Source organism: Mesomycoplasma ovipneumoniae SC01 (assembly GCF_000218525.1).
Classification (GTDB): Bacteria; Bacillota_I; Bacilli_A; order Mycoplasmatales; family Metamycoplasmataceae; genus Mesomycoplasma; species Mesomycoplasma ovipneumoniae_A.
This window is the reverse complement of sequence record NZ_AFHO01000012.1, coordinates 1-23,197: the sequence shown is the minus strand read 5'-3', so window position 1 is coordinate 23,197 and position 23,197 is coordinate 1. Positions and strand designations below refer to the sequence as shown.

The window sequence follows — 23,197 nt, the reverse complement described above, 5'->3', positions numbered from 1 at the left end:
TATAATTTTATTCTAAAAAAAATATGAAAACTTCATCTTTGAAGAAAAAAATCTTCTCTAATGAAGAGTGGTGGGGAATTTATCGAAAATATCTTCTGATGCAGATTCATGGAAAAAAGCAGCATCATCAAAGAGTGATGCCGCAAACATATAATATTTTAATAAATATAAATAGTATTTTCCAAAATCCATGATTATTGGAAAATTATACTATATTTTTGATTTTCCAAAAGAATTTAGCAAAAATAAAATTTTATGCTGTTGTTCCAAGAACTTTTAAAGCACTTTTTCCTAAAATTTTCCAATTTTGGCTTTTTATAGACCTATTTTTTGCAAAACTGTTGTAACATCGCCAATTTTTCCTGAATTTAGCAAAAATAAAATTTTATGCTGTTACTTCAAGAACTTTTAAAGCACTTTTTCCTAAAATTTTCCAATTTTAGCTCTTTATAGACTCCATTTTTTGCAAAACTGTTGTAACATCACCAATTTTCCCAATTATTGTTATCTCATCATTTTGATGAATTATTGTTTCTGCAGCTGGCAAAATTGTTTCTTTATTTCTTTTAATTAAAACAACATTAACATTATACTGACGTAAATTAGCATTTTTTATACTTTTATTAATGTATTTTGGCGATTTAACATTAACGCTTCCAGCAAATATTCCATTTGCAATTTCTTTAAGATTATCTGCATAATTCAGGAAATTTTTATCAACACTTAAAAGCGCCATTTTAATTCCAGCTTCTTCTTCAGGGCTAATAATTCAGTCAACACCGATTTGTTTTAAAACACGAGCATGTCTTTTATTAACAGCACGCGCAGCTATTTTTAAGTTGTTAAAAAAATTAATTTCTGTTTGTAATTCTAATAAAGTTGCAATAATTTCAATATTGTCTGAAGTAGCAACAATTATTGTGTCTATATCTTCAAGTCCAACTTCATTACGAATTGCATTTATGTCGCTAGCGTCCATTATAATTGGTTCTACAGTCGCAAACTCGCGAATAAATTTTAAATTTTCAGCTCTTTTGTCAATGACAATAATATTGTGGCCTGATTCTGCTAGTTGGGTTATTGCTGCTCTACCTAGTCGTCCAGCGCCAATTATACAAATATTTGCTCGTTTCATTTACTTAAATTTTATCTAAAAAACAATAAATTAATTCAAAAATCAGAAAATTTTTGTAGGTGTCCAAATGCAGATGTTTTATAGGGCAGTTTTTTTGTGTATTTTTAAATTTTTTTGTTTTGACTTTGTTTTTTTAAAAAAGTTGTATAATTTAATAATTAGCTTTTTTTGTATGTTTTATATAAGTAAATAAGTGACTAATTTTTTAATTTAGTCAAACATTAAAACGAGGAATAATGAACTTGAAAATTAATATCAAAAATTTTCTGCGGTCCATTTTTTCTCTTAAAAAAATACATATTATTTTCACTTTTTACACATTAGTTATTCTTCTTGGGGCCGGAATTCTAACAGGTTCGTTTTCACACACTGATAATTCAGAAAAAATTAATTTTTTTTCGGCTCTTTTTACTTCAGTTTCTGCCTTTAGTGATACTGGACTTAGTTTGGTTGATACTGGCACAAGTTTTAATATTTTTGGACAAGCTATTATTGCCATTTTAATTTCTCTGGGTGGAATTGGAATTTTTGCAATAAAGTTTTACATTTTTAACCATTTATTTGGAAAAAAACTAAGTATTTTGTCGCGTGAAATTTTAAAAATCGAAAGAGGTTCAAGTAAACTAAGCGAACTAAAAGGCGTAATCAAGGTTTCTATTAATTTTTTTTTGATTCTTGTTTTAATTAGCAGTCTTGCTCTTAGTCTTTATTTTTATTTTTATGATGCTGAACCACAAAAATTTTCATTTCAAAAATCACCTTATAAAAATATATCTTTATCGCTAAGATTTGCTGTTTTTCATAGCATTTCTGCAATTAATAATGCTGGTTTTGATATAATCGGGCCAAATAGTTTTGAACCTTATTATCACTCTTATTTTTTGCAAATAATGATAATAATTCTGACAATAATAGGCGGAATTGGCTACCCGGTAATTTATGACTTTTTTAGCTTTTTTAAACTTAAACTTTCTAAACAGAAAATAAAAAGATTTAGATTTTCTTTGTTTACAAAAGTTTCAATTTTGAGCTATTTTGTTATTGCACTAATTGGTTTTATTCTTTTAATTACTTTTGAAGCTAGTTCAAATTCTCCTTTTACTTTTTGAAACCAGGAGCAAAATGGCAACTGATTTGATAAAACATTTGCATTATTATTTCATAATTTTATGACTCGCTCAACCGGTTTTTTTACATTTGACTTAAAACAGCTAACTCAACCAAGCACTTTTTTAACAAGTTTATTGATGTTTATTGGCTCTGCGCCGTCTTCTACAGGTGGCGGAATTCGCGTTACAACTTTTTGAATTTTTATCGCTGTGGTTTTGTCTAAAATTAGGGGAACTAGTGATGTTAATATATTTAAGAGAAAAATCACAACTGATAAAATTGTTTCAGCTGCAACTGTGTTTTTTATATCTTTTATTTTAGTAGTAGCGATAGTTTTTCTCTCAAGTTTTTCGTTAGACGATTTATCAAGCCAGCAAAAAACTAGTGATTATAAAATTTACCATTTAGTTTTTGAGGTCATGTCGGCTTTCGGAACCTCGGGCCTCTCGACAGGTTTGATTCGAAATTTATCTGTTATTTCGCAAATTGGATTTATGATTATTATGCTAATTGGTCAGCTTGGAATTACCTCTTTTATTTACGTTTGACAAGGCGATAATATCGGCAAACAGAATAAAACTTACATAACCGAAGATATTTTAATAGGGTAATTTTTTGATTTAAAACGTTTAATTTGAAATTTATTCTTTTTTAGAACAATTTTTTTGCTATAATTTAAGAAAAATATAAATAAAAGAGGGGTGGAAAATGATTTATGACAAATTAGAAAATTTTAGCAAATATAGTTGTTTAAATGAAAATTTTGCAAAATTAGCAATTTTTCTAAAAGAAAATGACCTAGAAAAATTGCCAGTAGGCAAAACTCTAATTGATGGAGACAGAATTTTTGTATTACATGTTGATGTTGAAAGTTTCGACGATACAAACGCTCTGTATGAATATCACAAACGATACGCAGATGTTCATATAGTAATTGACGAAAAAGAACAATATTTCTTTGATTTTTCAGAGAAATTAGTCAATAAAGTAACTGATTATTCTGAAGAAACTGATGTAGCTCTTTATAAAAAAGATTCGACCCGAAATTTAATTAGACCGTTAAAAGGAGAATTTTTAATTTTTCTACCTGGCGATGCTCATTTGCCAAAATATACTGGACAAATTGGTGTAGTTAGAAAATTAATTTTTAAAGTTGAATATTAGTGTTATTGAGTTTAAATTTTTTTTATTAAGTCTAGAGATTAAAAATTCATTTTTTAGATATAAATAACATATTTTTATGGTATAATTTTTAGTACCGTTTTTTAAAGGTCTGAAATAAACTATTATATATAAATATAGGAAAAAAATGGCAAATATAAAATCCAAAATTAAATCAATCACCAAAATGCAAAAAGCAAGAGCAAGAAATAATGCAATTAAATCTCGTGTAAAAACAGCAATCAAAAAAGCTAAAATAGCTGTTACAAGTCACGCAGAAAATCAAAATGAATTAGTTGCAAAAGCTCACAAAGAAATTGCAAAAGCAAAATCAAAAGGTGTTTTTCACAAAGGAAAAGCATCACGAAAAATTTCTAGACTTCATTTGTTTGTTAATAAACATCAAAAAACAACAGTTTAATCTCTTTCTTATTTTAATAATAAATTTTGAAATTTTTTCGAAGTTGAAAATAAAAAAACCCTTAAATTTAAAGGGTTTTTTTATTTTATAGGTTATTTTTTATTATAAATTGTCGAAGCGAATTTTAATAGAAGGACCCATAGAAGCAGAAACAGTTAAATTTTTAAAATAATTTCCTTTAACTGAATTTGGTTTCAATTTACGAATTAATTGTAAAAGGGTTTTAGCATTTTGGACTAAATGATCGGCTTCCATGTTGGTTTTTCCAATTAATGAGTGAATAATTCCGTATTTATCAGCGCGATAATTTGCTTTACCTTTTTTAATTTCAGCAACAGCTTTTTCCGGTGTTGGAGTAACTGTACCTGTTTTTGGGTTAGGCATAAGTCCTTTTGGGCCTAATTTTTTCCCATATCTACCTAAAACTGGCATTAATTTAGGCTCAACAACAATAACATCAAAATCAAAATTATCAATTTTTAAATTTTGCTCAAGTTCAGCTGTTGAATAAATTAAATCAGCACCTGCTTCTTTGGCTTTAGTTGCTACCTCTGAAGAATCAGTAGCAACAAGCACACGCACAGATTTTCCGGTTCCATAAGGTAAAACAACAGAACCTCTTAATTGTTGGTCAGCTTTTCGAGTATCCAAATTAAGTCGAATAGCTAAATCAACAGAGCCAGAAAATTTAGTATATGATGTTTTTTTAACCAATTCCATTGCTTCTTCAAGTGAATAATAATGATTTTTATCAACTAATTCGCGAGACTGAGCTAATTTACGTGAAATTTTTTTCATTATTTAACTCCTTGTAGAAATTCTTCGATACCTTCAACTTCAACGCCCATTTGTTTGGCGGTTCCATAAACTGTAAGAATTGCTTTTTCAATATTATCAGTATTTAAATCTGGTAATTTATATTCTGCAATTTCTTTAAGTTGCTCAAGAGTAATTTTAGCTACTTTTTCGGCTTTAGATTTTTTAGATCCAGATTCGATTTTTGCAGCTTGTTTAATTTTATAAGAAGTTGGGCTTGTAAATAACTGAAATTCAAAACTTTTATCTTTAAAAACAGTAATTTTTACAGGAACTGGTTCGCTTCCACGATTTTTTGTTTCATCGTTAAATTTTCTTGTAAACTCAGGCATTACAATACCAAGACCTGCAAGAGCTGGTCCAGGTTTTGCTTGACCGGCATTGAATTGCAATTTTGCAACTCTAACTACATTTTTTTTTACCATTTCGAGCATCCTTTTATTTTTTTAGTTCTCTTAGTGGTTAACGGTTTTAAACCTTCCACAAAATTTATTTAAAATTATACCACAAAATTATTTATTAAAAAACTTTTTTGGACTAAAAAACCACAACGTGTGGCTTTTTTCTCTAAATTAGTGATCAACTACGACAAGATGTAAAATTTTTATAAATAAAACAACAACTTCGTCAACTTTGACCACTGAAGACCATCAATTTAAAAGTTTAATTTTAACTCAATTTAAGATGTTCCTCGATCTATTTAAGATGTTCCTCGATCTCATTGTTTTTAACCTCCATAAATTTTTACCATTTAATTTTACCATAAAATCATTAAAAACCCAAAAATCAGTAAGATTTATATATTTTTAAAACCATGATTTTGCGTTATGCACAAATTTATTTTATGATAAATAAGATTTTAGAAATCTAAACAAAAATGACTAAAAAATTACAAAAGTGTGTATTTAAATAAAAAAACAGCGATTTTTCGCTGTTTTTTGCACTAATAAGCCGCGTTCTGTATCAGTCAACCATTTATCTAGGTTTTTTAAAACCTTCCAATTTAAGTTCGTTTCCCAAATTGGATTCCCCTACCAAAATTTAGGTTTCTAGCTCATGGAGTTTACCGCGTTTCACTTTATTTGTTAGGATTTTTTATTAGGAGTGAACAATGATTATGAAAAATTTAGAGTAACAAATAAACTCGTCTCTGTGGCACTTGTCGTCTAGGCTTGGATTTTTTAGATCCAACATGAACACTACTACCATCACAGGTAGTGCTAGCGCGGACTTTCCTCAAGTTTTTTTAAATTAAAAATTTAAAAATACCAGCGGTTGACTTGTGCAAAATTAAATTATACCATACTTTAAAAATACTTGGTATAAAAATTTAAAATTATTTACGTATATTTAAAGCTTCGATTGTCTCTTTGTAAGTTTCAAAACTTTTTTGTTTTAAATAAGAAAGTAATTTTTTACGTTTATTAACCTTTGCAATAAAACCTCGCATTGAGTGTTTGTCCTTTTTATTTTTTTCAAAATGAACTTTTAATTTTTCAATATCTTCAGTTAATATTGCAATTTGAACGGCTGTATCACCGGTGTTTTTGGCGTTTTTTCCAAATTTTAAAATTAATTCTTGTTTTTTCGCTTTTGAAATCATTTTAATTCCTTTAAAAAAATAAATAAATACAATTTAAACCTAGCAATAATTCGCGAAACTATTAAAACCAAGCATAAATTTAACTAATAAATCAGGCAAATTATTCGTCTAGATCGATATCACCGCATCCACAATGATTGTCGCCTTCTAATATGCCAGAATTTAATGAATCTGTAGCGCATGCATCAGAAAATTTTACCATTTCATAAAATTGTTTAGGATCTAATGATGCACCACCAACAAGTATACCATCAATAAGTTTTGAATTTAAAAAATCTGCATAATTTTGTGAATTAACAGAACCACCGTAAATAACTCTAACATTTTTGCCAAATTCTTCTTTAATTAAAGAGGAAATTTCATTGGCAATTGCAGCAGATGCTGTTTTGCCGGTTCCAATTGCTCAAATTGGTTCATAAGCTATTATCGCTTTTTCGAAATTTAGCACGTGTTTTACGGCATTTATTTGTGAAATTATAACTTTTTTAGTTAATTTATTTTCATATTGTTCTAATGTTTCACCGACACAAAACACGGGAGTCATGCAATATTTTTGTGCTTGTCAAATTTTTTGAGCTAAAACTTCATCAGTTTCATTAAAAAACATTCTTCGCTCAGAATGACCAATTATTATGTGACTAACGCCTAAATCTTTTAACATTTTAGCGCTAATTTCGCCTGTGTAAGCTCCAGATTCAAACTGGCTAACGTTTTGAGCGGCTATTTTTAATGTTTTAACCTGAGATTTAGAAATTTCACTTAATAAAGTAAAAGGTGGGGCAATCGCAAACTCCATTGTTTTAGCGACTTTTTCTGGATTTTTGTTAAAAAGCATGTCAAATTCAAAAAGGAAATCATAAAATTCCTTTCTGATTTGATTCATTTTTCAATTCCCGATAACAATTTTTTTCATGATATAAGTAAAAATTATAACATAAATTAGCCAAAATCATAGTGTTATTTTTTAAGTTTCTACTTTAAATAAAAAAATTTGGCACTTTATTGCTGCGAGTGACAAAAATATGTTATAATTGTTTTTGCATTAATATAAAAAAAATAAAAATAAGGAAGAAAAGATGGAAATTAAACTCGAAAATCTTGAAAAATATGCAAGAAATTTAACTAAATTAGCAAAAGAAAACAAAATCGAGCCTGTAATTGGTCGAGATTCTGAAATTAGAAGAATTATAAAAATTTTGTCAAGAAAGACAAAAAATAACCCCGTTTTAGTTGGCGATCCTGGTGTTGGAAAAACAGCAATTGTTGAAGGAATGGCACTAAAAATAATTGCAGGACAAGTTCCTGATAATTTAAAAAATAAGCAAATTTTTGAACTTGACCTTACAAGTATTCTTGCTGGCGCCTCATATAAAGGTGAATTTGAGCGAAGAATTAAGGCAATTTTAACTGAAATTGAACAAAAATCTGATGAACTTATTATTTTTATTGACGAAATCCACTTATTAATCGGAACAGGTTCATCTGGATCTGATTCAATGGATTTTGCTAATATTTTAAAACCAATAATGGCTCGAGGTGGAATTAAATTAATCGGCGCAACAACAAATTCTGAATATCGACTTTATATCGAAAAAGATGGAGCTCTTGAACGAAGAATGCAAAAAGTTGAGGTTTCAGAGCCTTCAGTTGTTGATACCATCAATATTTTGCGCGGAATTAAGGAGCGATTTGAAAATTTTCACCAGGTAAAAATTCTTGACTCAGCTTTAATTTTTGCGGCAAAAATGGCAAACAGATATATTTTTGACCGCTTTTTACCCGATAAAGCCATTGACTTGGTCGATGAAGCGGCCGCTTCTTTAAAAGTAGAAATTAATTACCAACCAGAAAAACTAGAAAAAGCAAAGCGCGAGTTAATTAATTTGAAAATGATGGAAATTAATTCGACAAATTCTAACAATGAAGATCTCAAAAAACAAATTGCTGAGATTGAAAATCAGGTTGACCAAATGCAAAAGGAATGAAACGACTCGCGTAATTTAGCTTCAAAAATTGCAAATTTGTCAACAAAAGTTGAAGAATTGAAACACAAGCAAAATACACTAATGGATCAAGGCGATTATCAGGGCGCTTCGCAAATAAAGTATGTAAAAATTCCTAAAATTATGGAAGAATTGCAAAATTTAAAGGAAAAACAGACTGAATTTTCGAACGTTCTTGATGAAAATCATGTTGCAAAAGTTGTCTCAAATTGAACTAAAATTCCAATTGGCAAACTTTTAGAATCCGAAAGTCAAAAATATATTAATTTAGAGGAAAATCTCAAAAAAGTCATTAAAGGACAAAATCAAGCTTTAAAATCAGTTTCAGAGGCCATTTTAAGATTTAAGGCAAAAATTAATGATGAACAAAGACCAATTGCGTCCTTTTTATTTGTAGGTCCTACTGGAGTTGGAAAAACTGAAGTTGCCCGTGCGCTTGCCCAAAATTTATTTGACAATAAAAATCAAATTATTCGCCTTGATATGTCAGAATATATGGAAAAACATAGCGTTTCTAAGCTAATTGGGGCGCCTCCGGGTTATATTGGTTTTGAACAAGGTGGGATTTTAACTAACAAAATTAGACAAAATCCATATTCAATTGTTCTAGTTGATGAAATTGAAAAGGCTCATCCTGAAGTTATTAATATTTTTTTACAAATTCTTGATAACGGCGAGCTTGTTGATAGCAAATCTGTAAAGGTAAATTTTCGCAACACAATTATTATTTTAACTTCAAATATTGGTGCTAACAAAATTCTTGAGGGTAAAAAAATTGACGAATCTAACATCAAAAATGAATTATTAGTATATTTAAAGCCTGAATTTATTAATAGAATTGATGAAATTATTGCTTTTAACCCTTTAAATCACGAGGTAATTTCTGAAATTATCAACTTAGAACTTGATATTTTCAAACAAAGATTATTGGAAAATAATTTTGAAATAGATTTTGATGATTCTGTTATTGATTGAATTATTCACTCTGGTTATGATAAAAATTTCGGCGCTAGACCTATTAAAAGATTTATCAAAAAAAATATAGAAAGTTTTATTGCTCAAAAAATAGTTACAAAAGAAATAACAGAAAATTCCAAATATAGATTGTCTTATAAACAAAATAATCTATATTTGGAAAAAGAAAAATAGTCCCGGGTTTTCTCAGTTTGATGAGATAATCTTAAAAAAGTGTCTGGTTTAAACCAGGACAAAAAAATTGACACTAGGGTGTTGGCTTTTTTGTCTGAGTTTAGTTTTAGGCGCTTTTTTAACTTTTTTTGGCAAACTCAAGAAAAATAACTATCAAACCAAAAACACTAAATTTAAAATCTAACAAAAAAATACAACTACTATTTAAACTCAATGTAAAAAGAAAACTCATTTTTATTTACATTGAGCCTAAAAAAATATATGAAGTTTTGAAAGAACAATAAAAAAACCTTAAATTTATAGATTTCTAAACGGTTAAATTTAAGGCATTCCATTAATATTTAAAGCCATAATGGAAAAAATGGCATTATCTGAGTTTATTGTGCCAAAAACATAACTTATTCCTCCCTAATTCAATATCAAATTTATTAATTTATTCTTAAGTGAACGTTATTATAACATAATTTTTTCTTAGACCAAGCATTTTTTTTTTTTTTTCAAAAGGTTAATTTTAAAATAATAAAAATTAAGATTTTATGTCAAAAAACCCGGATTTACGGGTATTTTTAAATATTTGTATTCAATAAGAAGTGAATTTTTGCATTAAACCGGGAAACTCGACAATAATAAAAAAATCCAAATATAGATTGTTTTATAAACAAAATAATCTATATTTGGAAAAAGAAAAATAGTTTTATTTTAATGCTGTTTCAAAGGCTTTTTCAAAATCTTCTTTTTTGGAAAATTGGTTATTAAATTTTATAAAAAATCTAAACAAAACCTCTGATTTTTCGGAAGTTTTGTTGTTTTCTTCATCTCCGAAATAAAGGGTCAAATTTTTTGCTGGGACTGTTGAAGAAGTTGTTGTGACTGCTGGAGTTGGGGCTGCTGAAGGCGCTGGGGTTGTTGAAGAAGCACTCTGTGTAGATCAAAAGTTTTTTTCTAATTCAACTTGGGGTTGATTTTTTGATTTTGAAGTTGCAATTTTTACAATTATCTTTTGAGAATTTTGACCTTGAGTTCCTAAAGTTGAAGATGAATTCTCATTAAAAGCATTGTAAGAAAGAACAAAATTAGTAAATTGACCTTCATCAACAGGCAAAATGCCTATGATTTTTTCAGTTTGGTTTGTATTTGTGCTAGTTGATTCAATTTCTGCCTTTTTTGAAACACCTATTAGCCAAATTGGAGTATTATCAGGGATTGAATCTGAATTTGTTATACTTAAGTTTGTTAAATCGCTTTTTTTGGATATTTTTTTAACTCAAATTAAATTAGAGTCTTGATTTGTTTGTTGATCAGAAGTTGCGTTTTCTTCATTAATAAATTTAAGGACAATTTTATATTGGTTAGGTTCTAAGTTATTTTGGACTGAAAATGAATAAAAAAATGGATTATTTTCATCAAAAGCTACAGTTTTTTGAGTATTTTCGTCATTTTTATAAAATAATTTTAAATAAATGTCGTTTAGACTTGGATATAAAATTCCTGAATTTCTGACAAGTTTAACTTTCTTATTGGGGATTTTTGAAGCGTCAAGGCTAAGTGAAACTTGAGGGTTTGTAATTGATTTTAGACCTCTGATTTCTGAGTGAAATAAATTATTTTCATCAGATTCGTCAAAATTATATGCGCCAGAGCCGTCAATAAAAAAACTTGCTTGATTTTCTTTAGCTAATAATAATTGAGGATTTGCTGGAGACAAGCCGGCTATTTTTATATCTTTTTCACCTAAAATTTTGTTAAACCTGTCATAAATACTGATTGTTATTGTTAATTGGCCTGTAGAATTTTCAAAAAATAAATTATACTTAACACCGTATGAAAAAATTTGCTTAGAGTTAATTATATCATTCATTTTAGCAAAAATTTTTGCCAAAACTTCCTCAGGTTTGTCGTTTTTATCAGTTTTTTTTCAGACCGGAAATGTTAATGAATCTTTAAAAAAGTCTTTAAATCACGTCACAATTGCTCTTTGACTAGTTAAACTATCATAAGTTGGACTGCTTTCTAAATTAACAATTTCTAAGCCTTTACTTGTGTTTTTATTCTCTTGAAAAGAATAAAAAGTAGCGTTAATTGACCTTAAATTATTAATAATTTCAACACCATCTAAATAATTAAACTTTTGTCTAACAATATAAAGATCATTATCCTTAATCACAGAATCCAAATATCTTTGTGCTAAGTTTGTAAAAGGTTTTAAAGTGTAAATAAAATTAAATTTACGGTAATTTTCTTGAGTTTGTGAACCATTTAAATTTTGTTGACTTGAATTTTCAGAATTATTTGGGCCAACATCTTGAAATAAAGATACCTGATTTTCAAGCATTTTTTGCTCTTGGACAGGTGAACTTTGTTGCAGGTTTGATACACTTATATTCTCAGAAGCTAACTGATTTTGAGTTAGTTTTTCAATTTCTTTAGCCTTAAAATCGATTTGAACCATAAGTTCAACTTCACCGGCTCGGTCCATTTGAACATTTGTTCCAAACAATCTTACATTAAAATTTGGTGAGGAATTTGTGAATAAATTTTGCAATTTTGATATATCAAAGAGACTGTTATGGTCGGTTTGGGACACCAAAAAAGTAGATAAAGATACATTTTTTGCAACAATTTCTTGAATTTTTTCGTCTTTTAAGATGATAAGTTCATCATTAGTTTTAATTAAATTATTAAGATAATTTGTAACTTGTGCATAATCTAATAAATTTGAAACCTTTAAATCAAATGTGCGAATTTTATTATTATTTGAGTCAAAAATCCCAAAGGAAATTCACAAATTACCCGTTGAGTCGTCAATATTTTTAAAAATTATATTTCCAGATGAGTCTGTTTCAAAATCAAAATAGGTACCATCAGGAAGATTTACTAAATTATCATTTGAGTCTAAAAATAAAAAAGAACCAAATTTTTCAAGAGTTTTTTTAGCATCTTTTGTATTTTTATACTCATGATTCAGCGCTTGAATAAGCGAAAATGCGTTTCATTTTTGGTTTATTTGTGCTGTTTGTAAAATAAAAGCGGACTTTTGTTGGTCAATATTAAAGTTTATAAATGGAATGTCACCTTTTCCATTAAAGCCACGAATTGAATGAACTTTCGAATAAGTTTTATTTGTAAATTGATCATGAGCCGAAAAAACAACATTAATTAAATTATTATTAACAACTTTTGTAACTAAATCATCATTTTCAACATCAGATTTATTAATAGGATTGACATTAAGCTTTAAAAAAGGATATTTTGAACTAAAATTGGAAAGATTAAAAATTGTAGTAAGATGAAAATTAGATCCTGAATCACGAGATAAATTGAGAATTTGTTCGGCTGAATATTTAGAAAAATCCTCGTCAATTTGCATTTGATCAACAATTTTTTCAAATTCTTCATTTGAAAGTTGAATCCCTTTTTGATTAACTTCAGTTTTCTCTAAATCTCGCTGATCGACAACACCAAAATATTTTGACTCAACAAGCGAATAAGTCAAATAGGAGAAACCTAAAATTGCACCAATTGCGATAGGCCAAGTCGCCATAATCATTAAAGATCTGGCATGTGAAACTTTTTTTACTATTTTAGTTTTTTTCATTTTTTCCTAATTTCGATTTAACTGCCTTTTTGGCTTAATTACTGTAAAAATAAGCGGATATTTTGCTTCATTTTCTTGTGGTACAAAGGGATCTAGATTATTTTTAAGTTGCTGTTGCCCGGTCTGAGTTGTAGATTGTTGAGTCTGTGCTGGCGTGGTTGGGGTTGGTGGCGAAGGTGAAACTTGAGGACTAGGAGTATTTTGTACTGAATTATCAGAATTATTTTGATCATTATCTACAATGTTTGGAATGAAAATTTGAGACTTTTCGCTAGAATTTAGATTTTTTACACTGAATCTAATTTTCAAATTTCCAAATTTATCAATGAAAACATTATCTTTTTTATATACAAGGCCATTGCCATTTAATAAAGGATAAATTTGAACAAAAGTAGAAAAACCAAAAAGTTTTTTAATGCTCTCTAATGTTTGTTTAAAATCTTTATCTTGATTATTAAACTCAGAAGTTAGAACCTCTTGAGCAGTTTTAGAAAATGTAACTGCAGTTGAAAAATTAGACTCATCAAGCTCTAATTGCAAAAGTTTTTGTGGAAAATTTAAAACAACATTGGACAAGACTTCAATTTCACTTTGAGGATTTTGATGTGTAAAAACATCTAATTTTAATGAATTAATTGGTGTTCTAAAAACAATTTTATTATTTGTAGCGGAAGTAAAAATATAATAATAGCCTAATGTAAAAATCTCTTTTTGGGGATTATTACCGTTTTCAAAGGTCTCCTGATCGGCGACTTGAACTGGTTGTGGAGTTAAATTTTGCCCCTCAGAATCGATTTGTTCTGAGTTTTGATTGGCTACAAAAACAATTTTATAAGAAAGATTTTCACCAAGTGTTTCAAACTGTTTAACTAAATTATTATCTTTATAAGTTTCTATAAATAAATCAGAAAATGTTTGAACATTTAATTCCGCTTTTGACTGTCCACTTTCGTTTAAAGTCTCAATTTTAGAAATTAAGTCATTAAATCCAGTAATTAAGTATTGATTTTGAAGATTTGAAACAATTTTATCATTAATAGTCTTAGTTTGTGAGGTTAAATTAGTATCAGGGGCTTGATTTTCTGCGCTTTGTTGTTGGTTTTGTTGATTTTCAGGTTGCTGAGAACCTTGAGAATCTGTGTTGGTTTCTGTATTTACAGTTTCTGTTTGCTGAAATTGAGTTGCTTGTGGGGTGCCAGCTTCACTAATAGTCTCATTTTTTGGGGTTGAATCAAGACTTTGAGTTTCAGGAGTTTTCTGTTCGTCATCAAAAGTGTCAGATTTTATTTCCGCAAGAGAATTAAAAAGAATTCTAAGGTATTTTTTGGCTTCTTGTTCAGGTAAGGTCAAAATATTTTTTACAAAAAACATAAATTCTTGATTATTTTCAAAAAAAGCACGAGTATTTGTGCTATTTTCTAGTGTTTGTGGAGTTAGTGTTCTTTTGGAAAACTCAGAAATACTTGGAAAATCGTACTTAAAAGTTCAGGAATTTAAAATTTGAGTTTCAGGAAAATTAAGATTAAATTTTGAAGAGTTTGTTAAAATATTATAAATTTCTTCATGTGAATTTAAGTCAATTAATTTTTGAATTTCATCTTTTGAAACATAGTCAAAAGATGAAAAGGTTTGGGCTGGTTTATTTTTATCAGTTAAATAATCTAAATTAATAACAGGAATTTGACTAAAATTTTTAGGGTCAAATGTTGAAACATTTTGGGATTCAGAATTTTTGAAATTTCTTAAAACAAGTTCTGAAGTTTTAGTTAATTTTTCCGAACCATCATCATTAAGGGGATAAAAAATTTCAAAGGGTATACGAACTAGCGATGATTGCTCGTCTGAATCTAGATAAATTTTTTCAACTATAATATTAAAGTCAAATTTTTCCTTAATTTTTGGATCTAAGTCAGCATAATTGCTAAAATCAAGTTGTAAATCTGAATTAATAAATGAATTAAGGGCTATTTTTGCTTCTTCTGGTGTTTTTAATGTTTTTGTATTTTCGTTATATTTAAGAAAGTTATAAACTCAAGATATTGATTTTTGCGAAATATCAACTTTGTTTTCTTGATTTTCTTGTGAAAATTGATCAATTTTTAGATCTGATAGTTTTGGAATTTGTATAAAAACTTTAGGATCAGCAAAAGCAGATTTATTTTTAGTTGAATCAAATAGTAAAAAAGTAAAATTTTTAGTAATATTTGTATTAAAATTTTTGGGAAATATTTCTTTAGCTTCCTGTGTAAAACTAATTTTACCTTGTATTTCCAAAAAATCTGAATGCAATTGCGAAGGTTGGACTCAAGTGTTATTATTATTATTATTATTATTTTTTATAATTTCAATTGTGTAAGGAAAAATTAACTTATTTTCGTGTTTAATAGCAAAGTTTTTGTTGGTTAAAATTGACTCAAAGTCAAAGTCAAAAAAATCATGAACTTTTTTGATAAAACTTTCTGCGCTTTGCTCAGAATTTGCTTGTGCTAAAAAATCACTTGCAAGTCAAATGTTAGGAGAGGTTTTATTTTGTTCACCTCTAGAAAATGGTCTAATATTTTGAAGATTTATTTGGAGTGCTTGATAAAAATTTTCCAGAAAAAAAGTTGAATTAGGACTTATAGAAATTTTGTCAGTTCTTATATCAGATTTTATAATTCTCGAGTGATTATAAGTTTTGAGCAAAAATTCAACATTAAATTGTTGGTTGGCATCATCTGGCTGGACATCTACAAACTCAAGCCAAATTCCGTTTGGCAACTTATATGGTTGCAATCTTTTATGTTCAAGGCTAAAAAGATCAAAAAAATCACCTTGATCTGTTGAGTCTTGAATTTTTTTTCACTCATCTTTTAGTGAGGCATAAGTAGAAAAAGGTGAAACTTTTTGAGCATTAAAACTAAGAGCATTAATTTTAGTTATTATTCTATTTAAATCCTCGACAGTTGTTTGATAAGAATTTTTTTTAATTAAGCCAAAACCATAAGAAATACCGACTGAAATTCCTAAAACACCAAGAAATGATGCGCTTAAAGTAAGCCCTAGTAAAATTTTTGATTTTTTTGTTAAAAATTTTGTTTTGGAAAATTTCTTAACTATTTTCACTATATAGGAACCTTTTTTTACTTAATTCGATTAGTTAAAATTTTACCAACAATTGCACCGTCATTTGCAGCAGTAACAATTTGTCTAATTTCTTTTGTAACAACATCACCAACAGCATAAACCCCGGGAATTTTTGACTGTCCGTATTTGTCGACTGTAACAAAATTAAATTTGTCAAGAATTTCTTTATGGTTTTTTTGTAAAAAACTAGTAGCTGGTAAAAAACCAATGTATGGGAAAAGTGACTTAATTTCTAGTGTTTTTTGCTCACCATTGTGATCAATAATTGCTGATTCAAGTGCACCTTCTCCTTGAAGTTCTAAAACTCTAGCGTTAAATAAAATTTCAACATTCTTGTTTTTTTTGAGCTCTTCTATTAAAAGTGGCTCGGCAATAAATTTATCATCACGAACTAAAACATAAACTTTTGAAGCTATTGAAGCTAAAAAACTTGACTCCTCAACAGCGGAATTTCCTCCTCCAATAACAATTGAAGGTTGGTTAGCATAAAAAGGTCCATCGCAAACAACGCAATAAGAAACACCTTTACCTTCAAAATCAAGGTAATTTTTAATATCTAACGGTTTTCTTTCGACCATTCCTGAAGCTACAACAACGGATTTGGCTGTGAAAGTTTTGCCATCCTTACAAATAACTTTATGGTCAAAAGGAGAGTTAGACTCAATATAATCAACTTCACAATAACGGTGTTTTGTTCCGAATTTTAGTGAGTGTTTATACATTCTTAGCGCTAAAGATGCGCCATCAATAAACTCATCACCAGGTCAATTTTCAATTTTAGATTGTGAAACAAGTTTCCCACCTGGGGCTCCTTTTTCCAAAATTAGAACTTTTAAATTACCACGTGAAGCATAAAGAGCAGTTGTTAGACCAGCTGGTCCTGCTCCGATTATTATAACATCATAATTTTCCATGATTAAACCCCTTAAGAATAAAATGTTAATGATTATAAATAATTATATAATATTAAATTATAAAAAACATTAAAAACTAATGTTTTCCGCTGTAAAATTTCAATTTTGGCTAAGCCTCTAAAGTTTTTGGTTCTGATTTTGCAGGCTCAGAAAGATTACGATTTCATCTTGTTCAAGGCAAACCAATATAGCGTCTGTTTTCTTTTGTGTATCTTTCAAAAAATGCTATTTTTACTTTTTTGTTTTCTATTTTTACATAGTAATTTGCGAAAAATTGAAAGCGAATAAACAACAAAATTCCCAGAATTATCATCAAAATTGCAATTACAAAATAATAAACATATGATTCTTGCCGTAAAAATTCCATAGAAGCCCGGACAATTCCGTAATATAAAATGTATAGCGCCCCTGTTGAACCTGGTTTTAGCCATGAAAAAAGATTTAATACTCACACAATTACCAAGTACCCAAATAGCGAAGTTAGTGATTCATAGAAAAATAATGGAACACGGAGTTGACCATTTGGCGCATGTTTATCGGCGATAAACATATTTTTTCGAATAAAATCACCTAATCAATTTACGGTTTTACCTTCAGGATCAAGGAATCCGTAGACTTCGTGATTTGTGAAATTTCCTCATCTTCCTAAAAATTGACCAATTAAAACGGCCGGCAAGATAAAAGAAAAGGCTTTTCGTCAATCAAAACTAGCCCGTTTTCGATAAGCATAAATTAAATTTGCAACAGTTGGAAAAATAACACCTCATTGAATTGAAAGTCCACCTTGGCGAATATTTCATCACTGTTGTAAAGATGTAAAATCACCAACCACTAAACGCTCAAGAATATATCCAAAACGTGCTCCAACAATAGAAATAGGAATTGTGATAAAAATCAGCGCGGCTAAATGATCAAATTTGTAACCTTCGCGTTTCCAGAAAAAATAAATTGTGATAATTGAAGCAACCATACCCAGAACGACTGTGAGGGCATAAATTGGAATTCAATCCTGAATTAACCAAAAAGCCTCGCCTTCTTTAAAAGGGCGTTCATTTATTAGGTCAGCGGGAATTTTTGTAAGATCATTCATTGTTATTCCTATTTTATTTTGCCTTATAAATTATACCACTTTTTTTATTTTTAAAAAATAAATAAAAAATACACAATTAAATGTGCATTTCTTGAATATATAAATAAAAATTAATTTTTAAGTTTTTAAGAAAATTATGAAAGGTTTTGAAGATGTTTTTCTAATTGTTCAAAATTAATTTGATCGTGAACATCAGAATTAGGTTCAACAACTAAAACTTTTCCTTCAGAGTCAACAATAATATAACCACGATTTAATAAAAATACATCATCAATTAAAAATCCAGTAGCTAATCCAAAACTACGCAAACGATAGTCAGAATATATCTCCATATTTTCAGATAAATTTGCATTTTTTCACTGAGCAATCGCAGAAGGAAGATCTAGTGAAACTGAAATAAATCTAAATTGTGAATATTTCCTTGATAAATCACGAATGGATGTTGTTTGTTCATCGCAAATTTTGGTATTAATTGAAGGAAAAATCGAAATTAGCGTTGTTTTTCCAAAATTTTTAAAGTCAACAACATCAAAATTTATATCACTAACGGTAAATTCTAGTTTTTCTCCTGGTTGTATTAATGATGAAACTAAATTATATGCTTTGTTCTTGAATTTTGTTTGCATCTTGTCACCTTTCGTATTTTAAAAATAATTTTTTGGCGGGGGTTAAAGGATTCGAACCTTCACTGATGGGTTTGGAGTCCATGGTACTGCCATTATACTAAACCCCCTTTTTCCACAAACTAATTAAATTATACCCTAAAAAGTTATAAATAAAAACTAAATGCTAAATAAAAAATGTTTATGTTTACAGGAAAATTAATATCCTAACTGGCTAAATTTTTTAGCTAAATTAATAGAAAAATTCAGACAATTACTTTTTTATATATGGCTTTGATTCTATCGGTTTTATAAATTTTTTCTTCTAATTTATATGATGGTAAAATTTTTTATTGTTTTTTAACTTGTACTTAATATTATAAGATACAATAATGTTAAATTATAAAAATAATGGATATTAATTAAATTAACATGATCCAAAAATTCTACATGCGCTATTTAGAACTGTTTAATAGAAAATTTCTCCATATTATTGTCTTACCTTTTATTTTTTATCTAACAATAGTAATTATATATTTAATTTCATTTAGTAAAATTGAATTTATAAATACCAACGGTGGATTATTTCTCGTAAGACTAGCTTCCTATTTGATTTTTATTTCGCTAACAATTATTATCTTCAGAAATTTTTTTAGCTTGTTTTCTTTATATAAAAAACAACGGCTTAACATGCAGTATCAAGACTATATCGTTGAAGTTGGTTTGTGATTATTTGCAAATTCTCGTTGATATTTTAAGAAAACTAATAAAATTAACAATGGTTCTTACTTACAGGGGAAAGAAATAAAGCCCGAACTGAAACAATTTTTATCTAAAATTATTTATAAAATAAGTAAATTTGAGTTATGATTTGCAACTTTTTGCTTTAGTTTTTCAATTTTAACATTTATTTTAATTGAAATTTTCTTAACTCTTGTTTTTGGTAATAACAATTTTGCTATAGATTTTATCCGAGATACAGGTACACTTATAAAAGTTGATAAAAATTATATTGATTTATTGACAATCATTTTAGTTATTATTTTTTCTATTACTATTTTGTTGTTTTTTTCTTTTTACTTTTTTATTTTTTACAACAATAGAAATTTATCGAAAATTTATAGATTGATTTCAAATTCCTTTGACAACCCTATTGAATTAATCACAAAAACTTTTAATAAGTCTTTGTTTGGAATTTATTTAAAAATAAATAAAAAATAATTATTCAAATTGCTAATGGGCTGTCATTTTTTATGCTTTGTGACAAATATTTGTTTATTTTTTCTAAAATGTCCATTTAAAAGATTTGAAAAATTAATTTAGATTGTGTGGGAACTTGAGCCTTTACATAGCGAATAACCTAATTCCTAAATTATTATATAATCAATAAATGAATGTTGTAATTTCATTAATAGAAACAACTATTGATAAAATGCTTTGCAAAATAAATATTTCAACTCTTTTTAGGTTAAAAGTTTTTAATTAGATAAAGACTAAAAGTACAACTAGTTTATATAAAGTGTTAAGCAAAAACTCTTGATTGTTGCTAGAATAGATTAAAATTTGGTTTTTGTTTAAATTTTCGTTAATTTTATATTTTAACGATACATTTTTGAAAACTTTTATAAAGGGGAATGACTTATTAATTTCTATAATTTCAGTGTCTCAATTTGGTGAAATTTTTGAATAAAAAATTATATTTTGTTTATTTATCATTTTGAAATTATCAAAGAAAAAATTTACGTTTTCCAAGTAGATTTCATTTGAAGATAATACGTTTTTAGACTTGTTTAGCGAGTTAATTTTACTTATGATATTATATTTGTTCTTCAAAAAATAGTCATTTATAACCATCAAATTATTAAATAAGTTTCTTGAATTCTTATTTAAATAAAAAAGTGATTTAATTTTTTTTGACAAAAACTTATTACCTTCAATAGAATTTATCAATTCAAATTTATATGCGTTTTTAGAAAATCAAATTAATTCTATATTGTCTCTTAGAAAAAAATCAAAAATAAAATTATTAATAATAATGCTTAGTAAATTTTTCCTAATAAATGCTCTTGTTTTATGAAATAGCAACTTATTTTTCAAAATATTTTTTAGATCTTGTAAAGTTATAATGATTTTTTGGAAATTTAGATTGTCTGACCCTAAAAAATGATTGGATAAAACTGCTGAAATTTGAAATATTTTAACCAAAATAGCATATTCAGGTTTTACAAAATAAAGATTTTTTTTAATTTTTTTGTAAATATTAGGTTTTAAAAACTTTGCCAAAATTATCTCGATAGTTAAATCTAGATTTTTAAATTCAAGTTTTTTAAAAAAAGGTGTGCTTAATTTTACATCTAAATTTTTGTTTTTACTGAGTTCAATCATTAGTTTTTGGTTTAGAAACCTTAAACTTTTAATCTTTCTAGAAAAAATTATTAAATCTAAATCATTAGGCTTTCTTTCTAATATCCCATAAGAATGCAGGGCAAAACTTCCTTGCACAACCTTTATTAAATTCTCATCCTTATTTTGCGCTATATCAACATTATCTAAATTAATTATCATTTTTATGCCCCCAAAAAACTCAAGTAAATTTTAGTTTTTTTGCATGAGTTTATCCTAAAAAAAAAAAAAAAACTTAAAATTATTATTATATAATTTTAAATGTAATTATAACAACACGGAGGAAATAAAAATGAAAAATCTAGAACTAATCAATCTTTTGAGTTTGGGCAATGTTGTTGTTGCACAGCCTTATGAAAATGCTGATATCAAACTCAAAAATTTAATCTCTAAACTTGAAGCTAATATTTTAGACAAAATTCAAGATGAAGACGCAAAAAACTTGTTAATAAGAGAGTTTGGAAATTCAATAGATTCACTTGACTCGTTTACTTATAAACAATTTAACTATATTTTTAGAGGCAAAGTTTTTAATAATCAAGACCAAAAAAATAAAACTTTTCAAAAACTTCGATCTACAAGCGAAATTTATAAAAAATTTCAAGAATTAAAAAGGAAAAACTCTCGTAGAAGAGTAAGAAGAGCTTTATTTAACGAATACCAAAGGCTTACCGTCGAGGATTGAATTGATCGAATTCAACGGGTTATTGATCAAAATGAAAAATGATCTACTGAAAAACACAATAGTAGCGTTGGCTGAGGAATTGCGGCGGGAGGATCTGCTCTGGCGACTGTTGGTGGTGTTGCTACCGCGCTATTATCAGCATCGGGCCCTATTGGTTGATTAATAATTGGGTTAGCTAGTGTAGTTGGTATAGTTGGCACTGCTACCACCGGAACGCAAATAGGTATTTCAGTTGACTCAGCTTTGAAAACTTCTAGTTATTGAGATCTTGCTCAAAAAATGACAAAGGAACTTGATAGTTTAAAAGCTGTTTTTCGATTAATTAAGACTTCAAACAATACGGATTTAGAAAATGGACTTAAAGAAAAAATTAGAAAAATTATAGCTAATATAAATGAATTATCAGGAAATACAATAAATTTTGAAGAGTTTGATCCGGAGGAAATACTTGCTTGAGGGTATTAATTTTTCATGAAAGCAATAACTCTTCTTTTTAAATATCTTTTTTTGAACTGGTCGGTTGGAATTTTTTACTTTTTAATTACTTTCTTTGAAGCACTTTTTTTTACAGTCACTGTCTCTTACAACGATTTCCTTATTAATTATCCAACGTTATGAGGTAAAATTATTATTTGGGGTGTAAGCTCAGCATTATCTATTTTATTTTTATATTATTTAATAAGATATGTTTGATTTATAAAGAAATATAAAAAAGAAGCGTTAAATTTAACTAACAGTCAATTTGAAGAAAAATATGAAAAATTATCGTTAAAACCTCGTTGATTTAATATTTTTAATATTATTATTCGTGATATGTGGGATTATCCTGATGAGATCGAATTCAACAAGGAGAAAAAAATTTTTTTATTTCACGTTCATTATAGAATCTTTATTTTGCAAATGATTTATATATTTATTTTATTTATTTCTTTGCCAATATTAACAATAATTATTGCAATTGTTCCTATTAAAACTGCTTATTTCTCTATTCACTTCATAATATACCTGTTAAGTCACGCTATCTTTGTTATAAGTCCATTTTTTTTATATAAAATATCAGCTCTACTTATTAAAAACACAGTCGAAGCAGTTTATAACAAATACAAAAATTCAATTGCAAGACTTTTTATGCCGAAAGTGTATATCAAACCGTAGTTTTTAATGCTTAGTTGTTTGCCTGAAACGGGAGTGTTCATAATTTGATGAGATAATCTTAAAAAAGTGTCCTGGTTTTAAACTAGGACAAAAAAATTAACACTAAGGCGTTGGCTTTTTTGTCCGAGTTTAAGAAAAAAACCCCAAATTAAAAATATAAATGCATCGCATAGATATTTTTGAAATCGCCAAACGGCGATTTTTTTAAATCTTAAATAACCAAGTTATC

General features: G+C 27.8%; 18 protein-coding genes, 1 tRNA gene, 1 other RNA gene and 1 pseudogene. 8 read left to right on the top strand and 13 right to left on the bottom strand.

Annotation, left to right across the window (positions count from 1 at the left end; translation table 4 throughout):
- Positions 1-38 precede the first annotated feature (38 nt).
- On the top strand, positions 39-347 hold the full coding sequence (locus tag MOSC01_RS04720; RefSeq protein ID WP_157997857.1) for a hypothetical protein: 309 nt from the start codon (positions 39-41) through the stop codon (positions 345-347).
- A 92-nt stretch (positions 348-439) separates the two neighbouring features.
- Here MOSC01_RS04720 and MOSC01_RS0102510 read toward each other — a convergent pair whose 3' ends face one another.
- On the bottom strand, positions 440-1,135 hold the full coding sequence (locus MOSC01_RS0102510; RefSeq protein WP_010321236.1) for a potassium channel family protein: 696 nt from the start codon (positions 1,133-1,135) through the stop codon (positions 440-442).
- 236 nt (positions 1,136-1,371) lie between these two features.
- On the opposite strand from MOSC01_RS0102510, the gene MOSC01_RS0102505 reads away from it, so the two are divergent.
- The 3 genes from MOSC01_RS0102505 to rpsT all read left to right on the top strand — a co-directional run bounded on the left by MOSC01_RS0102505 (position 1,372) and on the right by rpsT (position 3,827).
- Positions 1,372-2,856 carry a TrkH family potassium uptake protein gene (locus tag MOSC01_RS0102505; protein WP_029513093.1) on the top strand — a complete coding sequence of 495 codons (1,485 nt, stop codon included), beginning with the start codon at positions 1,372-1,374 and terminating at the stop codon, positions 2,854-2,856.
- Between the two features lie 97 nt (positions 2,857-2,953).
- Positions 2,954-3,409 (top strand): YhcH/YjgK/YiaL family protein, encoded by a 456-nt coding sequence (locus MOSC01_RS0102500; protein WP_010321234.1) that lies wholly within the window; start codon positions 2,954-2,956, stop codon positions 3,407-3,409.
- Positions 3,410-3,554: 145 nt separating this feature from the next.
- Entirely contained in the window at positions 3,555-3,827 is a 273-nt protein-coding gene (gene rpsT, locus MOSC01_RS0102495) for a 30S ribosomal protein S20 (protein ID WP_010321233.1), read from the top strand.
- A 102-nt stretch (positions 3,828-3,929) separates the two neighbouring features.
- On the opposite strand, the gene rplA is transcribed toward rpsT, so the two are convergent.
- The 5 genes and pseudogenes from rplA to tpiA form a co-directional block, all read right to left on the bottom strand.
- Positions 3,930-4,625: a 50S ribosomal protein L1 gene (rplA, locus tag MOSC01_RS0102490; RefSeq protein WP_010321232.1), complete on the bottom strand. Its 696-nt coding sequence runs from the start codon at positions 4,623-4,625 to the stop codon at positions 3,930-3,932.
- Positions 4,625-5,068, bottom strand: coding sequence for a 50S ribosomal protein L11 (gene rplK, locus MOSC01_RS0102485; protein WP_010321231.1), 444 nt, complete (start codon positions 5,066-5,068; stop codon positions 4,625-4,627). The genes rplA and rplK overlap by 1 nt, the downstream gene beginning before the upstream one ends.
- 517 nt (positions 5,069-5,585) lie before the next feature.
- An RNA gene (gene rnpB, locus MOSC01_RS04565) (RNase P RNA component class B) lies at positions 5,586-5,930 on the bottom strand.
- 49 nt (positions 5,931-5,979) lie between these two features.
- Positions 5,980-6,246 (bottom strand): 30S ribosomal protein S15, encoded by a 267-nt coding sequence (rpsO, locus tag MOSC01_RS0102480; protein ID WP_010321230.1) that lies wholly within the window; start codon positions 6,244-6,246, stop codon positions 5,980-5,982.
- A gap of 196 nt (positions 6,247-6,442) precedes the next feature.
- Positions 6,443-7,159, bottom strand: a pseudogene (tpiA, locus tag MOSC01_RS04235) (triose-phosphate isomerase); the annotation flags it as partial.
- 163 nt (positions 7,160-7,322) lie between these two features.
- On the opposite strand from tpiA, the gene MOSC01_RS04230 reads away from it, so the two are divergent.
- Positions 7,323-9,398 (top strand): ATP-dependent Clp protease ATP-binding subunit, encoded by a 2,076-nt coding sequence (locus tag MOSC01_RS04230; protein ID WP_010321228.1) that lies wholly within the window; start codon positions 7,323-7,325, stop codon positions 9,396-9,398.
- A 694-nt stretch (positions 9,399-10,092) separates the two neighbouring features.
- Here the strand turns inward: MOSC01_RS04230 and MOSC01_RS0102460 are convergent.
- The 6 genes from MOSC01_RS0102460 to MOSC01_RS0102435 all read right to left on the bottom strand — a co-directional run bounded on the left by MOSC01_RS0102460 (position 10,093) and on the right by MOSC01_RS0102435 (position 18,856).
- On the bottom strand, positions 10,093-12,993 hold the full coding sequence (locus MOSC01_RS0102460) for a P110/LppT family adhesin N-terminal domain (RefSeq protein ID WP_010321227.1): 2,901 nt from the start codon (positions 12,991-12,993) through the stop codon (positions 10,093-10,095).
- 6 nt (positions 12,994-12,999) lie between these two features.
- Complete coding sequence (locus MOSC01_RS0102455; protein WP_010321226.1) at positions 13,000-16,098, bottom strand: P97 family adhesin; 3,099 nt, start codon at positions 16,096-16,098, stop codon at positions 13,000-13,002.
- 17 nt (positions 16,099-16,115) lie between these two features.
- Positions 16,116-17,033, bottom strand: a complete 918-nt coding sequence (locus MOSC01_RS0102450) for an NAD(P)/FAD-dependent oxidoreductase (RefSeq protein WP_010321225.1) — start codon at positions 17,031-17,033, stop codon at positions 16,116-16,118.
- Between the two features lie 109 nt (positions 17,034-17,142).
- Positions 17,143-18,123 (bottom strand): prolipoprotein diacylglyceryl transferase, encoded by a 981-nt coding sequence (locus tag MOSC01_RS0102445; RefSeq protein WP_010321224.1) that lies wholly within the window; start codon positions 18,121-18,123, stop codon positions 17,143-17,145.
- A 134-nt stretch (positions 18,124-18,257) separates the two neighbouring features.
- The gene (locus MOSC01_RS0102440) at positions 18,258-18,749 is read right to left on the bottom strand and encodes a peroxiredoxin (protein ID WP_010321223.1); all 492 of its coding nucleotides are present in this window, start codon (positions 18,747-18,749) and stop codon (positions 18,258-18,260) included.
- A gap of 33 nt (positions 18,750-18,782) precedes the next feature.
- Positions 18,783-18,856: transfer RNA gene (locus MOSC01_RS0102435), tRNA-Trp, on the bottom strand.
- Positions 18,857-19,415: 559 nt separating this feature from the next.
- Here MOSC01_RS0102435 and MOSC01_RS04225 point away from each other — a divergent pair.
- Positions 19,416-19,946: a hypothetical protein gene (locus MOSC01_RS04225; RefSeq protein WP_029513092.1), complete on the top strand. Its 531-nt coding sequence runs from the start codon at positions 19,416-19,418 to the stop codon at positions 19,944-19,946.
- Between the two features lie 261 nt (positions 19,947-20,207).
- On the opposite strand, the gene MOSC01_RS04875 is transcribed toward MOSC01_RS04225, so the two are convergent.
- The gene (locus MOSC01_RS04875) at positions 20,208-21,290 is read right to left on the bottom strand and encodes a hypothetical protein (protein ID WP_010321221.1); all 1,083 of its coding nucleotides are present in this window, start codon (positions 21,288-21,290) and stop codon (positions 20,208-20,210) included.
- Between the two features lie 130 nt (positions 21,291-21,420).
- Between MOSC01_RS04875 and MOSC01_RS04560 the strand changes: the two genes are divergently transcribed.
- Together MOSC01_RS04560 and MOSC01_RS04215 are read left to right on the top strand one after the other, a co-directional pair.
- Complete coding sequence (locus tag MOSC01_RS04560) at positions 21,421-22,278, top strand: hypothetical protein (RefSeq protein ID WP_010321220.1); 858 nt, start codon at positions 21,421-21,423, stop codon at positions 22,276-22,278.
- 6 nt (positions 22,279-22,284) lie between these two features.
- Positions 22,285-22,968, top strand: a complete 684-nt coding sequence (locus MOSC01_RS04215; protein WP_010321219.1) for a hypothetical protein — start codon at positions 22,285-22,287, stop codon at positions 22,966-22,968.
- Positions 22,969-23,197: the final 229 nt, after the last annotated feature.